The sequence below is a fragment of the Nonomuraea spiralis genome (genome assembly GCF_014648435.1).
In the GTDB taxonomy this organism is placed as follows: domain Bacteria; phylum Actinomycetota; class Actinomycetes; order Streptosporangiales; family Streptosporangiaceae; genus Nonomuraea; species Nonomuraea spiralis.
The window spans coordinates 274,889-289,793 of the sequence record NZ_BMRC01000008.1 but is presented as its reverse complement, the minus strand read 5'-3'; the positions used below and the strand labels follow the sequence as shown (position 1 = coordinate 289,793).

Here is a 14,905-nt window from a genome sequence, read left to right as displayed (position 1 = left end):
CTTCCGTGAGCTTGTGATATCTTTCACGAGCAGGGACCTCCGGACGCACATGTTCTGGGGGTAGCAAACGCTCGCTTGATAACATGCTGATGGAGCACCGATGCAGGCCAACGACGTGCGCGTACTCAAGAGCGCCGCTGTTCCGACCTTCGCGGTCGGGGTGGTCGCGGTCATCGTGGCGTTCCTCCTGGCGGGAGGCAAGGGAGCGCTGGGCGCGACCCTCGGCACCTTGCTCGTCGGGGTTTTCTTCAGCATCAGCGTGGTAGCGGTCTCCTATGCCGCCCGCGTCTCCCCGCAGATGATGGCGATCGCGGCCATGGTCAGCTACCTCGTCAAGGTCATCGCCATCATGGCGGTGCTGGCTGCCTTCCGTGAGACCACCGCCTGGAACACCCAGGCCTTCGCGTGGTCAGTGGTCGTGTGCACGCTCGTCTGGACCGGGTTCGAGGTCCGCGGGTTCCTGAAGACCAAGATGCTCTACGTCGACCCCGAAGCCTCGGTCCCCGGAAAGGGTGACTCATGAGGCAGGTAAAGGGATGGGGTCCGATATGACTAGTCCTCTACTCGCCTGCTATCGTCGGGGCCGCGATGAGCGCACAGGAACGCCGACCGGAACACGACGGTCGCGACTTCTCCGATGCCATGTGGTCAGTCCCCAGCTATCTGCTCGCCGGGATGGCGGTCTATGGCGGTCTCGGGTGGTTGCTGGACCGGTGGCTCGACATGTCCGCGTTCTTCCCCATAGGCGTGGTCCTTGGGGTCGTGCTCGGCGGCTATGCGGTCTACCGGAAGTTCGGTCGCTGACCCGACGCAGCGATCGCCTCGCTGAGGAAACCCTTGTGATCCACTACGACGTTGAAGGGAACGCCGCGTGATTGCGCTGACGGTCCTCGCCCCCGAAGACAACTTCAAGGCGCCATCGCCTGATGAGCTGTTCAATTCGTTCACGCCCATCATTCCTGGGGTGGACTGGTTCACCAAGCCGGTTCTGCTGGCGATCCTGAGCGCGCTCGCGGTGATCGCCGTTTGCTGGGTGGCCTTCGCCAAACCGAAGCTCGTGCCGAGAGGCACCCAGAACGTCGTCGAGTACGGCTACATGTTCGTCCGTGACCAGATCGCCCGGCCGTTCCTCGGCAAGGACGCCGATCGGTGGATGGGCCTGCTCGTCACACTCTTCTTCCTGGTTCTGTTCTGGAACATCCTGGGCGTGATCCCGCTCGCGCAGTTCCCGGTCGCCTCGCACATCGCGTTCCCGGCCGTGCTCGCGCTCTCGATCTACGCGATCAAGGTCTACCTGGGCGTCAAGCACCAGGGCGGCATCGGTTACTTCAAGAACATGATGTTCCCGCCGGGACTGCCCAAGCCGATCTACTTCCTCCTGGCGCCGATCGAGTTCCTGTCGAACATGATCATCGCGCCGTTCACGCACGCGGTCCGACTGTTTGCGAACATGTTCGCCGGTCACATGCTGCTCGCGTTCTTCAGCATGGTCGGCTTCTGGTTCCTGTTCGAGAAGCTGACTCCGATGGGTGCCGGCGTCGGCGTCCTCGGTGTGGTCATGACGATCATCCTGACCGGGTTCGAGATGTTCATCCAGTTCCTGCAGGCCTTCCTGTTCGCGATGCTGGCGGCGATGTACATCGGCGGCGCGCTGCACCCGGATCACTGAGAACCACATACCGGAATATCCATGACCGGTGGGACTCCCTTCACCGGCCGTCCAGTAAAGGAAATAGAAATGAGCGTTCTCGCTGAGGTCTCCGGCAACGTCACCGCCATCGGTTACGGTCTCGCCGCCATCGGCCCCGGCATCGGCGTCGGCATCATCTTCGGTCAGGGCGTGCAGGCCATTGCGCGTCAGCCCGAGGCTTACGGCCTGATTCGCCAGAACATGCTCCTCGGCTTCGTCCTCACCGAGGCCCTCGCCCTGATCGGTCTGGTCGCGCCGTTCATCTTCGCGAACCTCTAAACCAGAAGAATCCCTGACGAAAGGCTGCACCCATGATTAAGGCAGCTACGCTCCTCGCGCAGGAGGAGGGTGCTAACCCGCTCCTTCCGCACACGTTCGAGCTCGTCGTCGGTATCTTCTCGTTCCTCGTCGTCCTCCTCGTCGTCGGCAAGATTCTCGTACCGCGCATCCAGAAGACTCTGGGCGAGCGGACCGACGCGATCGAGGGTGGCATCAAGAGGGCTGAGGAGGCTCAGGCCGAGGCGCAGAACCTCCAGAGGCAGTACGCGCAGCAGCTCGAGGAGGCCCGGCGCGAGGCCGGCAGGCTCCGCGAGGAGGCTCGTGAGCAGGCCGCGCAGATCAAGGCGGAGCTCCGCGAGGAGGCGCAGGCCGAGGCCCGTCGTCTCGTCGAGGCCGCGCACGCCCAGATCGAGGCCGACCGTGCCGCCGCGTTCGCGCAGCTCCGCACGGAGGTGGGCCGTCTGTCCACCGAGCTGGCCGGCCGCATCGTCGGCGAGTCCCTTGAGGACGAGGTCCGCCAGAGCCGCATCGTGGACCGGTTCCTCGATGAGCTCGAGAGCAGCAACGCGCAGGCGGTGCGCTAATGAGAGGTCTGAGCAGGACCTCGTTGGCAGAGGTCGAGGAGCGCTTCAACGCGGTCGCGGGCAGCGCCGACCTCGGCGCGCTCTCCGACGAGTTGTTCGCCGTCGCGGATCTGCTCGACCGCGAGCACGGCCTGCGCCGCGCGCTGTCCGACCCGGCCAGGCATGCCGAGCAGAAGGCGGGAACCATCCGCGCCCTGCTCGGCGGCAAGGTCTCCGAGGCGGCCCTCGCCACGACCGAGGCCGCGGTCTCGGTCCGGTGGTCGCGTGCCGGAGACCTGGCCGACTCGCTCGAACGGCTCGGCGTCGTCGCCGCTGCCGCTGAGGCGGAGAGCCAGTCCCGGCTCGACGACGTGGAGGACGAGCTCTTCCGCTTCGGCCGCATCGTCGCCGCCAACCCCGACCTCCGCCGCGCGCTCGCGGACGCGGCCGCGCCCGGCGAGGGCAAGCGGCAGCTCCTGAGCGATCTGCTCGGCGGCAAGGTCGCCCCCACCAGCCTGCGCCTGATCACGCAGCTGGCGGTGCACCCGCGAGGGCGTAGCCTGGAAATGGGCTTGGAGGAGTTCGGCCAGCTCGTGGCCCAGCAGCGCCAGCGCCTGGTGGCGGTCGTGCGCAGCGCGGTCGAGCTGTCGGACGCGCAGAAGCAGCGACTGGCCGACTGGCTGCGCACCTCCTACGGTCGCGACGTGCACCTGAACGTCGAGGTGGACAAGCGAGTGCTCGGTGGGTTCTCGGTCCGCATCGGCGACGAGATCATCGACACCACGATCGTGGGACGAATTGAAGAAGTCCGCCGCCGGTTGGCCGGCTGAGGCGCAGTGAGCGCCGAATGAATAGGGAGACAGAGTAGAGATGGCGGAGCTTACGATCCGGCCGGACGAGATCCGGGACGCGCTTGAGCGCTTCGTCCAGGCGTACGAACCGGAAGGCGCCGCGCGCGAGGAGATCGGGACCGTCGTCGACGCCGGCGACGGCATTGCCCATGTCTCCGGCCTTCCCTCGGCGATGGCGAACGAGCTGCTCGAGTTCGAGGACGGCACGCGCGGCCTGGCCCTGAACCTCGACCCCCGAGAGATCGGTGTCGTGGTCCTGGGTGACTTCAGCAAGATCGAGGAGGGCCAGACGGTCCGCAGGACGGGCCAGGTCCTGTCCGTGCCCGTCGGCGACAACTTCCTCGGCCGCGTGGTCGACCCGCTCGGCAACCCCCTCGACGGCAAGGGCGCGATCGAGGCCGAGGGCCTGCGCGCCCTCGAACTGCAGGCCCCCTCGGTCGTCCAGCGGCAGCCGGTGAAGCAGCCGCTGCAGACCGGCATCAAGGCGATCGACGCCATGACGCCGATCGGCCGCGGCCAGCGCCAGCTGATCATCGGTGACCGTGGCACGGGCAAGACCGCCGTCGCCGTGGACACGATCATCAACCAGCGCGACAACTGGCTCTCGGGCGACCCCGAGAAGCAGGTGCGCTGCGTCTACGTCGCGGTCGGCCAGAAGGGCTCGACGATCGCCCAGGTGCGTTCCCGCCTCGAAGAGGCCGGCGCCCTGGAGTACACCACGATCGTCGCCGCCCCGGCCTCCGACCCGGCCGGTTACAAGTACATCTCCCCTTACACCGGTTCGGCCATCGGCCAGCACTGGATGTACCAGGGCAAGCACGTCCTCATCATCTTCGACGACCTCACCAAGCAGGCCGACGCCTACCGCGCCGTCTCGCTGCTGCTTCGCCGCCCGCCGGGCCGTGAGGCGTTCCCCGGTGACGTCTTCTACCTCCACTCCCGTCTGCTGGAGCGCTGCGCCAAGCTCTCCGCCGACATGGGCGGCGGCTCGATGACCGGTCTTCCGATCATCGAGACGAAGGGCAACGACGTGTCGGCGTTCATCCCGACCAACGTCATCTCCATCACCGACGGCCAGTGCTTCCTGGAGACCGACTACTTCAACGCCGGTATCCGTCCTGCCATCAACGTCGGTATCTCGGTCTCCCGAGTCGGTGGCTCGGCGCAGATCAAGGCGATGCGCAAGGTCGCCGGTACGCTCCGTCTGTCGCTGTCGCAGTACCGCGACCTGGAGGCCTTCGCGGCCTTCGCCTCCGACCTGGACGCGGCCTCCCGCGCCCAGCTGGAGCGCGGCCAGCGCCTGACCGAGCTGCTCATCCAGCCGCAGTACTCGCCGTTCCCCGTGGAGCGTCAGGTCGTGTCGGTCTGGGCGGGCACGACGGGTGAGCTCGACGAGGTTCCGGTCGAGGACATCCGCCGCTTCGAGGCGGAGTTCCTCGACTACCTGCAGAGCAGCAACAAGGGCATCTTCGACAGCATCCGCGAGACCAACGAGCTGTCCGACGACGCGGTGACCAGCCTCAAGGACGCCGTCACGGAGTTCAAGAAGGGCTTCACCACCTCCTCGGGTGAGCTCCTGGTCAAGGACGAGCCGGTGGCGCCGCTCGAGGCCGACGAGGTCGGCCAGGAGAAGATCAAGAAGGTCGTCCGTCCGGCGACGGAGAAGTAGCTCATGGGTGCCCAGCTAAGGCTGCTGCGGCGGCGGATCAGGTCGGTCAAGTCGACCGCCAAGATCACGCGCGCCCAGGAGCTCATCGCCTCCTCGCGGATCGTGAAGGCGCAGATGCGGATGCAGGCGGCGCTGCCGTACGAGCGTGAGATCACTCGCGCCGTCACCGGCGTCGTCAGCAACGCGGCCAGCGTCGATCATCCGTTGACCGTGGCGAAGGAGAACCCCGCCAAGGCGGGCGTCCTCATCGTCACCAGTGACAGCGGGTTCTGTGGCGGCTTCAACGCCAACGTCCTGCGCGAGGCCGAGGCCCTGCGCGGGCTGCTGGAGAGCCGTGGCCTGACGGTGGTGCCGTTCGTCACCGGCCGGAAGGGTGTCACCTGGCACAGCTTCCGCAACCGTACGATGGGCGGCCAGTGGGTTGGCTTCTCCAGGAAGCCGGCCTACGCCGACGCCAAGGAGATCGCGCAGACGCTGATCGACTCCTTCAAGGAAGAGGCGGGGATCGACGAGATCCACATCGTCTCGACCGAGTTCGTCTCCATGCTGACCCAGAACGTCGTGGTCAAGCGTGTGCTGCCGCTGGAGGTCGAGGAGACCGAGGCGACGGCGACCGAGACGATCCCGCCGTACTTCGAGTTCGAGCCCACCGCGGGCGACGTGCTCGAGTCGCTGCTGCCGCGCTACGTGGAGTCCCGCATCTTCACCGCGCTGCTGCAGTCGGCGGCTTCGGAGGAGGCCGCGCGCCGCCGCGCGATGAAGTCCGCCACGGACAACGCCAACGAGCTGATCCGCGTGTTCACCATGCAGATGAACCAGGCTCGCCAGGCCGAGATCACCCAGGAAATCAGCGAGATCGTCGGTGGCGCCAACGCGCTGGCTGACGCCGCAGCGGGGAAAGAGTGAAATGACTGCAGAGGCTGTTGAGACTGTTGAGCCCACGTCGGCCGGTGCCGGTCGTGTGGCCAGCGTCAAGGGGCCCGTCGTCGACGTGGAGTTCCCCGTCGAGGCGATGCCCGACATCTACAACGCGCTCAACGTCGAGGTGACCCTCGGCGGCGAGACCAAGACCCTGACCATGGAGGTCGCCCAGCACCTGGGTGACAACCTGGTCCGCGCCATCTCCATGCAGCCCACCGACGGCCTGGTCCGCGGTACGGCCGTCACCGACTCGGGCCACCCGATCTCGGTGCCCGTCGGCGACATCGTCAAGGGCCACGTGTGGAACACGCTCGGCGAGTCGCTCGACGTGCCGACCGCTTCGCTCCAGATCACCGAGAAGTGGGGCATCCACCGGCCGTCCCCGCCCTTCGACCAGCTGGAGTCCCGTACCGAGATGCTCGTCACGGGCATCAAGGTCATCGACCTGCTCACCCCGTACGTGCAGGGTGGGAAGATCGGTCTGTTCGGTGGCGCCGGTGTGGGCAAGACGGTTCTCATCCAGGAGATGATCCGCCGTGTCGCCCGCAACTTCGGTGGCACCTCGGTGTTCGCCGGCGTCGGCGAGCGCACCCGTGAGGGCAACGACCTCTGGCTGGAGATGGAGGAGGCGGACGTCCTCAAGGACACCGCGCTCGTCTTCGGCCAGATGGACGAGCCGCCGGGCACCCGTCTGCGGGTGGCCCTGTCCGCGCTGACGATGGCGGAGTACTTCCGCGACGTGCAGAAGCAGGACGTGCTGCTGTTCATCGACAACATCTTCCGCTTCACGCAGGCGGGCTCGGAGGTCTCCACCCTCCTCGGCCGCATGCCGTCCGCGGTGGGTTACCAGCCGACGCTGGCCGACGAGATGGGTGTGCTCCAGGAGCGCATCACCTCGACGCGCGGTCACTCGATCACCTCCATGCAGGCGATCTACGTGCCCGCCGACGACATCACCGACCCGGCCCCGCACAACGCGTTCGCGCACCTCGACGCGCAGACCGTTCTGTCCCGGCCGATCTCGGAGAAGGGCATCTACCCCGCGGTGGACCCGCTCGACTCCACCTCCCGGATCCTCGACCCGCAGGTCGTGGGCGAGGAGCACTACCGGGTGGCCCAGGAGACCAAGCGGATCCTGCAGAAGTACCGCGAGCTCCAGGACATCATCGCGATCCTCGGTATCGACGAGCTGTCCGAAGAGGACAAGGTCACCGTGCAGCGGGCCCGCCGTATCGAGCGGTTCCTGTCGCACCCGATGTACGCCGCCGAGGCGTTCACCGGCCAGCCGGGCGAGAACGTCCCGCTGGACGAGACCATCGCCTCCTTCAAGGGCCTGTGCGCCGGCGAGTACGACCACCTGCCCGAGCAGGCGTTCTTCATGGTCGGCGGCATCGACCAGGCCGTGGCCAAGGCCAAGGAACTCGAGCGTCGCTGATCGCCCTACGGTAGTGGCACGGGCACGAGTACCCGTGCCGCTACCTGATCGGAAAGGAACCTACAGAAGTGGCGAAGCTACGCGTAGGGGTTGTCTCACCCGAGCGTGAGATCTGGTCGGGCGAGGCCGACATGGTGATTGCCAAGACCGTGGACGGCGAGATCGGTATTATGCCGCAACACGCACCCGTGCTCGGCGTCCTCGTCGAGGGCGGCGTGCTGCGCGTCAAGCGGGAAGGTGAGCCCGAGCTCGTCGCGGCCGTTCACGGGGGGTTCATCTCCGTGGCCGACGATGAGGTGTCGGTGCTCGCCGAGGTCGCCGAGCTCGGTTCCGAGGTCGACGTCGCGGCCGCCCGAGACGCTCTCGACCGGGCTCAGGCCTCGATCGAGGCCAACCAGGAGGACGCCGACGCGGCGATCGAGGCCAAGCGGGCCAGGGCGCGGCTGCGCGCGGCGGGCGAAGAGGTTTAATACATACAACGGGATTCAGGGGGCGGCCATGGTGGCGACGGTTTCGGTTTTGTTGTTGCTGCTGGTCGCCCTCGTGGTCCTGCGAGGGGTGACGCTCTCCCGCTCGCGCGGCAGCGTGCCCTGTCGCCTCAAAGTAGGCAGCGGAGGCTGGCAGAGCGGGGTTGCCCGTTACGCCGACGGAGAGCTCCATTGGATTCCGCTCATGGGTGTCCGACTGAGGCCGCGCCACGCGATCGCGAGGCGCGGCCTCGTCGTTTCCGCCCGGCGTGAGATCGACGGCGGTCTCTACGCCATCGACTGCGGCGGCAGCACGCGCGGGCTGTCGCTGGCGATGAGCGCCGACGCGCTGACCGGGTTCCTCGCCTGGCTGGAGTCGGCGCCGCCCAGCGCGTACCTCGACGTCGCCTAGCGGGTGGCGCCGGGCTTCCAGAGGATCTCGTTGCCGCCGTGGGCGACCCGGCAGGCGATGAAGAGCAGGTCGGACAGCCTGTTGAGGTATTTGGCGGTCAGCGGGTTGACGTCGTCGTAGGTCTGGAGCGCCGCCCACGTGGTGCGCTCGGCCCTGCGTACGGTGACCCGGGCCAGGTGCAGCGCGGCCGTGGCGGGGTCGCCGCCGGGCAGGATGAAGCTGCGCAGCGGCTTGAGCTCGGCGTTGAGCCGGTCACACTGCTCCTCCAGCCGGTCGATGTAGGACTGCTCCACCCGCAGCGGCGGGAACTCCGGATCGTCCACCACGGGTGTGGCCAGGTCGGCCCCCACGTCGAACAGCTCGTTCTGGATGCGCACGAGGACCGCGACGAGGTCGGCGGGCAGGGTGCCATGGGACAGGGCCAGGCCCAGGCAGGCGTTGGCCTCCTCGACGTCGGCGTACGCGGCCAGCCGGGTGTCGGTCTTGGCGGCGCGGCTCATGTCGCTCAGGTTCGTGGTGCCGTCGTCGCCCGTACGGGTGTAGATGCGGGAGAGGACGACGGGCTTGTCCTTGTCGGCACGCGTCATGGATCCCAGCGTAATGACAAATGTCATCCGAACGGGACGCGCTTTCCATGTCACCTCCATGATTTCCACGACTACCAGGGCGAACTGCACTAAAGCCACCATTGACCCATGATGAGAGAGAGGGCCTGATGCTGGAGATCAGCGAGCTGCGCAAGCGCTTCGCGGGCGGTCCCGACGCCCCCGGCGGCAAGGTCGCCCTGGACGGGATCAGCTTCACGGTACGTCCGGGCGAGATGTACGGCTTCGTCGGCGCGAACGGCGCGGGCAAGACGACGACGATGCGCATCGTCATGGGCGTGCTCCAGGCCGACTCCGGGTCGGTGCGCTGGCGGGACCGGCCGCTCGGCGCCGACGACCGCACGCGCTTCGGCTACATGCCCGAGGAACGCGGGCTGTACCAGAAGATGCGGGTCGCCGAGCAGATCGAGTACTTCGGCCGGCTGCACGGGCTCGGCCCGGCGGCGGCGAAGAAGGCCGCCGACGACCTCATCGAGCGGCTGGGGCTGACCGAGCGCAGGGGCGACGCGGTGCAGGCGCTGTCGCTGGGCAACCAGCAGCGTGTGCAGCTCGCCGTGGCGCTGGTGCACGACCCCGAGGCGCTGGTCCTGGACGAGCCGTTCTCGGGGCTCGACCCCCTGGCCGTGGACGCGCTGGCGGGGGCGTTGCAGGAGCGGTGCAGGAGCGGCGTACCGGTGATCTTCTCCAGCCACCAGCTCGACCTGGTGGAGCGGCTGTGCGACTCGGTGGGCATCGTCTCCGGCGGCCGGATGGTCGCCACGGGCACGGTGGCCGAGCTGCGCGCCGCCGAGGGCGACACGTTGCGCGTGGTCGTCCGCGACCCCGCGCCCGGCTGGGCCGACGGCCTGCCCGGCACGGTCACCGTCGCCGGTGACCTGCACACCCTGCGGACGGCCGAGGGCGACGACCAGGAGATCCTGCGCCGCGCCATGAAGGCCGGCCGCGTCGAGCACTTCGGCGCTGAGCAGCCGACCCTCACCGAGATCTTCAAGGAGGCCGTGGCGTGAACGGACTGATGCTGATCGCCCGCCGCGAGATCGTGACGCAGGTGCGCACGAAGACGTTCCTGGTGGGCCTGCTGGTCACCGCCCTGCTGGTGGCGGCGGTGTCCTTCGCGCCGAAGATCATGGGCGGGAACGACTCGTACACCTTGGGCACGGTCAACTCCCAGCAGCTCCCGCTGAAGGCCGCCGCGCCGGACGTTGACTTCGAGTGGCGCACGTTCGGCGACGAGGCCGCCGCCAAGAAGGCCGTACTGGCCGGTGACGTGGACGCGGTGCTGGTCAACGGCGACAAGGTGATCACCGACGGCGAGATCGACTCCAAGCTCGGCGTGCTGATGCAGAGCACGAACCGGGAGATGCGCCTCGGCGCGGCCGGGGTGTCGATCCCGCCGCTGCAGATGGTCTCCGTGGGCGCCGACACCCGCTACGAGGCGGCCAGGACCGGGATCGCCGTGGTGCTGGTGCTCGTCCTCTTCATGCTGCTCATGGGCCAGGTCATGATGGTGGCCATGGGCGTGGTGGAGGAGAAGGGCAGCAGGATCGTGGAGATCCTGCTCGCGGCGGTGCGTCCCTGGCAGCTGCTCGGCGGGAAGATCATCGGTCTGGGCGTGCTCGGGCTGATCAACCTGCTCACGATCCTCGCCGTCGGCCTGGTCGCCACGTCGGTCTCGGGGTTCGCCTCCGACTTCCCGCCCGGCATCCCGGGGCTGGTGGCCGCCGTGCTGGTCTGGTTCGTGCTGGGGTACGCGTTCTTCGCCACGCTCGCGGCCGCCTTCGCCTCGCTGGTCTCCCGCCAGGAGGAGGTGAGCAGTGTGATGTCGCCGCTGACCATGCTGATCATGGCCACCTACTTCGTGGCCTTCTACGCCACCAACGATCCCACGGGCACGCTGGCCACGGTGATGTCGTACATCCCGCCGTTCTCGTCGATGATCATGCCGGTGCGCATGGCGGCGGGGGACGTGCCGATGTGGCAGGTGGCGGCGTCCATGGCGGCGATGGCGGTGGCCGTGCTGGCGGTGCTCTCGTTCGGCGCCAAGGTCTACGAGCGGGCGGTGCTGCGGACGGGCGCCAGGCTGAAGCTCGGCGACGTGCTGCGCGCGGGCTAGATGGACGCGATCACGCGGGCGCGCCGCCTGGCCCGGCGGATGCTCAACTCGACGCTCGTGGTCATGTGGATCTTCCTGGTCATGTCGACGGTCTTCGGCCTCGGCGCCGGGACGGCCACGTGGCCGCGCGCCGCGCTCGCGACGGTCGCCGCGCTCGGTTTCACCTGGATCTACGTCCGGGTCGTCGCCTCGGTCATGGAGCGCCGGTATCCCACGAGAGAGGTCGTGTGGTCCGGCGCTCTGGCGTTCCTGTCGGCGCTGCTCGGCGGGGCCGATCCCATGGGCTGGGGGTTCATGCCCATGGTGTGGGTGTCCGTGGCGGTGATCGGGTTGCCGGGCCGCAGGGCGCTGGCGCTGGGCGCGGCGACGTGCGCGGCCTGCGTCGGGCTCGGCGCGCTGTCCGTGCTGGGCGGTACGGGCCTGCTCGCGCAGAGCGGCGACTCCTTCCTCGCCACGCTGCTCATCATCGCCGTCCTCGACGTCATCTGGGCCACGGCGCTGCCCTGCACCAACCGGATGTGGGCGTGGATCTGGTCGCTGGCCGTGCAGGCCCACGACGGCCGCGAGGCGCACACCCGGCTGGCCCTGGCCGAGGAACGCCTGCGCTTCGCCAGGGACCTGCACGACCTGGTCGGGCACCAGCTCTCCGCCATCGCCGTCAAGACCGAGCTCGCCGTACGCCTGGCCGACGCCGACGGCAAGGCGGCCAGGGCCGAGATGTCCGAGGTGAACACGCTGACCCGCAAGGCCCTGCGCGAGCTGCGCCAGGCCGTACGCGGCTACCGCGAGCTTGACTTGACCGCTGAGCTGAATAGCGTGAAGGGTGTGCTCGAAGCGGCCGGCGTCCGCTGCGAGGTGCGGCTGCCCCACCGGGAGCTGCCCCCGGGGGTCGCGCCGGTGTTCGCCTACGCGGTGCGCGAGGCGGTCACGAACGTGCTGAAGCACAGCGCCGCGACCTTCTGCGACATCACGCTGCGCTTCACCGACCAGCAGGCGGAACTGGCGGTACGCAACGACGGCGTGGCCCGCAGGCAGGCCGACGACCTGGGCAGCGGGCTGACCGGCATGGGGGAGCGCATGGCCGCCGTGGGCGGGAGCATGACGGCCCGGCCGACCGGTGACGGACACTTCCTGTTGACGGCGGTCGTGTCACTCCCGATAGGTGGGTAGGTGAGGAGGGCCGGGGTTACGATCCCGGCGACTACGCTTCGTGCGTGATTGAGGAGGTGGCATGCGCGTCCGGCGCAATCCACGAGGCCAGACGGTACGGATCGGCGCCCGGCTCGACGCCGGCACGTCGGCCGGCGTGCGCGAGCGGCTGCACAAGGCGCTCGACGCCGGCGAGGGCGACCTCATCCTCGACCTCTCCAGGCTGGAGATGATCGACGCCACCGGTCTCGGGGTGCTGGTCGGGGCGCATCGGCGCGCGATCAGCGTGCAACGCCGCCTCGTTCTACGGGGGGTGCCCCCGCGGATCATGCGGATCCTGGCGGTGACCCGGCTGAATCGGGTCCTGCACGTCGAGGTTCCCGCGGCCGCGGTGGCCTGAGGACACATATCGGGGCCGGGCGCCGATCAGCCGTCGCCCGCGCCCATTCCGCGAGCCGAATATAGAGAGAATGTAGATTTCGGCTGGGCCGCTATCACGGACACGGGCACTCGTAAAAGGAACTGCGAAGTGATTATTCTGTGACCCGTCACGCAAGGTGATCGGCGGGTCACGACGCACTGAGGCCGCGGATGAAGATGTGCACGGCCACCTCGACGAGTTCGTCGATGCCCGGCTGCTCGTCGGCCAGTATCCATTCGATCAGCAGCTCTTGTAGTGCGCCAATTGCGCCAAGTGCCACCAGTCGCCGATTCAGCGAGCGGGCCTGCGGGAAATCCGCGGAGGCCTCCTCCACGAGCCGCGCGAAGGAGTCGACGGCGCGCTGACGAGAGGCTGTCAGGACATCGCCCGACCTGCGCACCTCCAGATGCATGATGCGGGCCCGCCGCCAGTCGGCGGTGGCGAACTCGATATAGGCGCGAATCCCCGCCTTGACTCTTCCGTCAAGCGTGCTCGGCGCCTCCTGTAACGCTTTGGCCACAACCGCGAGGCTTTCCTCCACGCACCGCTCGTGCAGCGCCTGGAGCAACTCCTCCCGGCCGCCGAAACATTCGTAGAAGGCGCGGTTGGAGATCCGCGCCTCCGAGCACAATCTTTCGATGGTCGTCGCCGCGAAACCTGGTTTCGCGTATAGCGTGTAGGCGGCCGTCATCAGCCGCTCGCGTCTGTCCGCCAGCCTTTGCTCAGCCGACATTCCCCGGTAAGACCGGTTCACATTCCACCCGTCCAACATGATCGTGGCCCCCAGAGCACACAATTATGGACGGATGATCGGATTTGGGAAAGAGTGCGATGATTATCTTTTACGTCGTCCGTGCAAGAACGTGACAAGCCTGATCAGCCGCTCAAGCTCTCCGGGCCCTCTCCTGAACGAGGTCAGGTTCATGCCGGGCAGGGCGAAGCGCTGGCGGGAGACCGCTTTCGGCCTGGTGAACTCGCGTAGGCCGTCGGCTCCGTGGATGCGGCCGAACCCCGAATCGCCGACCCCGCCGAACGGCAGCGCGGGCACCCCGGCGAAGGAGATGACCGAGTTCACGGCGGTCATCCCGGTACGCATCGCGCGCGCGAGCCGCGTCGCCCGGCGGGCGTCCCGCGAGAAGATCGTGCCCGCCAGCCCGTACGCCGAGGCGTTGGCCAGCTCCAGAGCCTCCTGGACGTCACGGGTGCGCCGGACCGTGATCGTGGGCCCGAACGTCTCCTCCCGTACGGCCGGCGAATCCTCCGGCACGTCCTCCACGATCACCGGATCCACGAACGGCGCCCGTACGGAGTCGCGGCCGCCTGTCACCACTTTTCCGGACTTGGTGGCGTCGTCGATGTGCCGCCTGATGATGTCGATCTGGGCGGGCATGGTGATCGGGCCGTAGTCCTCCCCGGCCTTGACCTCGGCGGCACGGCCCGACAACTCCCGCAGGAACGGCTCGTACACCGAGTCCACCACGTAGACCCGCTCGACGCCCGCGCAGGTCTGGCCGGCGTTGGACATCGCGCCCCACAGGCAGGCGTCGGCCGCGGCGGCCAGGTCGGCGTCGGCGTCCACGATGAACGCGTCCTTGCCGCCGCACTCGGCCACGAGGGGCGTGAGGTTCTCCGCGCACGCCGCCATGACCCGCTTGGCGGTGGCGGTCGAGCCGGTGAAGGCCACCTTCCCCAGCCTGGGATCGGCGGCCAGCGCCGCGCCCGTCTCGCCGAGCCCGGTCACCGTCTGCAACACCGGCTGCTCGGGCACCGACTCGGCGAACAGCTCCGCCAGCCGTACGCCCACCCCGGGGGTGAGCTCGCTCGGCTTGAACACGACCGCGTTGCCCGCCGCCAGCGCGTACGCGATGGAGCCCATGGGGGTGAAGACCGGGTAGTTCCACGGGCCGATCACGCCGACCACGCCGAGCGGCAGGTATTCGAGTGTGGCGGCCAGGTTGAGGCCCATCATGCCGGTGGCGACGCGGCGGGGGCCCAGCACCTTGGCGGCGTTGCGGGCCGCCCAGTCGAGGTGCGTGACGGCCAGCACGATCTCCAGGGTGGCGTCGCCGACCGGCTTGCCCGTCTCCTCGTGCACGAGCGCGGCCAGCTCCCGCAGGCGCCCGGTGAGCACCGCCTTGAAGTCGAGCAGGCGGCGCCTGCGTTCGCCGGGAGGCAGGGCGGCCCACCAGGTGGTGGCGGCCTCGGCCCTGCCCACGGCCTCGTGCACGGCCCGCGCGTCGTGCTTGGGATGACTGCCGACGACCTCGCCGGTAGCCGGGTTCAGTGAGTCGAACGTCAGCGTGGTCATGGCGTCACGATAAACCGGTAAG

Annotated in this window: 18 protein-coding genes; 15 read left to right on the top strand and 3 right to left on the bottom strand. The window is 68.3% G+C overall.

Going from position 1 to position 14,905, the window contains the following annotated elements:
- Window positions 1–100: 100 nt before the first annotated feature.
- From IEZ27_RS21955 to IEZ27_RS21905, 11 genes are all read left to right on the top strand, one after another.
- The gene (locus tag IEZ27_RS21955; RefSeq protein ID WP_189648932.1) at window positions 101–523 is read left to right on the top strand and encodes a hypothetical protein; all 423 of its coding nucleotides are present in this window, start codon (window positions 101–103) and stop codon (window positions 521–523) included.
- Between the two features lie 65 nt (window positions 524–588).
- Complete coding sequence (locus IEZ27_RS21950; protein ID WP_229824207.1) at window positions 589–804, top strand: AtpZ/AtpI family protein; 216 nt, start codon at window positions 589–591, stop codon at window positions 802–804.
- Window positions 805–871: 67 nt separating this feature from the next.
- Window positions 872–1,669, top strand: a complete 798-nt coding sequence (atpB, locus tag IEZ27_RS21945; protein WP_125631667.1) for a F0F1 ATP synthase subunit A — start codon at window positions 872–874, stop codon at window positions 1,667–1,669.
- A 69-nt stretch (window positions 1,670–1,738) separates the two neighbouring features.
- Window positions 1,739–1,969 (top strand): ATP synthase F0 subunit C, encoded by a 231-nt coding sequence (gene atpE, locus IEZ27_RS21940; protein WP_101784104.1) that lies wholly within the window; start codon window positions 1,739–1,741, stop codon window positions 1,967–1,969.
- Window positions 1,970–2,001: 32 nt separating this feature from the next.
- A complete protein-coding gene (locus tag IEZ27_RS21935; protein WP_185844491.1) occupies window positions 2,002–2,553 on the top strand; it encodes a F0F1 ATP synthase subunit B in 552 nt (183 codons plus the stop codon).
- A complete protein-coding gene (locus IEZ27_RS21930; RefSeq protein WP_189648931.1) occupies window positions 2,553–3,362 on the top strand; it encodes a F0F1 ATP synthase subunit delta in 810 nt (269 codons plus the stop codon). Before IEZ27_RS21935 ends, IEZ27_RS21930 begins: the two co-directional genes overlap by 1 nt.
- A gap of 40 nt (window positions 3,363–3,402) precedes the next feature.
- Window positions 3,403–5,052 carry a F0F1 ATP synthase subunit alpha gene (gene atpA / locus IEZ27_RS21925; protein ID WP_189648930.1) on the top strand — a complete coding sequence of 550 codons (1,650 nt, stop codon included), beginning with the start codon at window positions 3,403–3,405 and terminating at the stop codon, window positions 5,050–5,052.
- A gap of 3 nt (window positions 5,053–5,055) precedes the next feature.
- Window positions 5,056–5,958, top strand: coding sequence for a F0F1 ATP synthase subunit gamma (locus IEZ27_RS21920; protein ID WP_189648929.1), 903 nt, complete (start codon window positions 5,056–5,058; stop codon window positions 5,956–5,958).
- Between the two features lies 1 nt (window position 5,959).
- The gene (gene atpD / locus IEZ27_RS21915; RefSeq protein WP_189648928.1) at window positions 5,960–7,408 is read left to right on the top strand and encodes a F0F1 ATP synthase subunit beta; all 1,449 of its coding nucleotides are present in this window, start codon (window positions 5,960–5,962) and stop codon (window positions 7,406–7,408) included.
- A 68-nt stretch (window positions 7,409–7,476) separates the two neighbouring features.
- Complete coding sequence (locus IEZ27_RS21910) at window positions 7,477–7,878, top strand: F0F1 ATP synthase subunit epsilon (protein WP_080042501.1); 402 nt, start codon at window positions 7,477–7,479, stop codon at window positions 7,876–7,878.
- A gap of 28 nt (window positions 7,879–7,906) precedes the next feature.
- On the top strand, window positions 7,907–8,287 hold the full coding sequence (locus IEZ27_RS21905) for a DUF2550 domain-containing protein (protein WP_125631657.1): 381 nt from the start codon (window positions 7,907–7,909) through the stop codon (window positions 8,285–8,287).
- On the opposite strand, the gene IEZ27_RS21900 is transcribed toward IEZ27_RS21905, so the two are convergent.
- Entirely contained in the window at window positions 8,284–8,874 is a 591-nt protein-coding gene (locus IEZ27_RS21900) for a cob(I)yrinic acid a,c-diamide adenosyltransferase (RefSeq protein ID WP_125631655.1), read from the bottom strand. The two genes, IEZ27_RS21905 and IEZ27_RS21900, sit on opposite strands and share 4 nt — an antisense overlap.
- Window positions 8,875–9,002: 128 nt before the next feature.
- On the opposite strand from IEZ27_RS21900, the gene IEZ27_RS21895 reads away from it, so the two are divergent.
- From IEZ27_RS21895 to IEZ27_RS21880, 4 genes are all read left to right on the top strand, one after another.
- The gene (locus tag IEZ27_RS21895; RefSeq protein ID WP_189648927.1) at window positions 9,003–9,899 is read left to right on the top strand and encodes an ABC transporter ATP-binding protein; all 897 of its coding nucleotides are present in this window, start codon (window positions 9,003–9,005) and stop codon (window positions 9,897–9,899) included.
- Entirely contained in the window at window positions 9,896–11,005 is a 1,110-nt protein-coding gene (locus IEZ27_RS21890) for an ABC transporter permease (RefSeq protein WP_189648926.1), read from the top strand. Before IEZ27_RS21895 ends, IEZ27_RS21890 begins: the two co-directional genes overlap by 4 nt.
- Window positions 11,006–12,175 (top strand): sensor histidine kinase, encoded by a 1,170-nt coding sequence (locus IEZ27_RS21885; protein ID WP_189648925.1) that lies wholly within the window; start codon window positions 11,006–11,008, stop codon window positions 12,173–12,175.
- Window positions 12,176–12,236: 61 nt separating this feature from the next.
- Complete coding sequence (locus IEZ27_RS21880) at window positions 12,237–12,554, top strand: STAS domain-containing protein (RefSeq protein ID WP_125631647.1); 318 nt, start codon at window positions 12,237–12,239, stop codon at window positions 12,552–12,554.
- Window positions 12,555–12,723: 169 nt separating this feature from the next.
- Here the strand turns inward: IEZ27_RS21880 and IEZ27_RS21875 are convergent, their stop codons facing one another.
- Window positions 12,724–13,266 carry a TetR/AcrR family transcriptional regulator gene (locus IEZ27_RS21875; protein ID WP_229824206.1) on the bottom strand — a complete coding sequence of 181 codons (543 nt, stop codon included), beginning with the start codon at window positions 13,264–13,266 and terminating at the stop codon, window positions 12,724–12,726.
- Between the two features lie 144 nt (window positions 13,267–13,410).
- Complete coding sequence (locus tag IEZ27_RS21870) at window positions 13,411–14,883, bottom strand: aldehyde dehydrogenase family protein (protein ID WP_189648924.1); 1,473 nt, start codon at window positions 14,881–14,883, stop codon at window positions 13,411–13,413.
- Window positions 14,884–14,905: the final 22 nt, after the last annotated feature.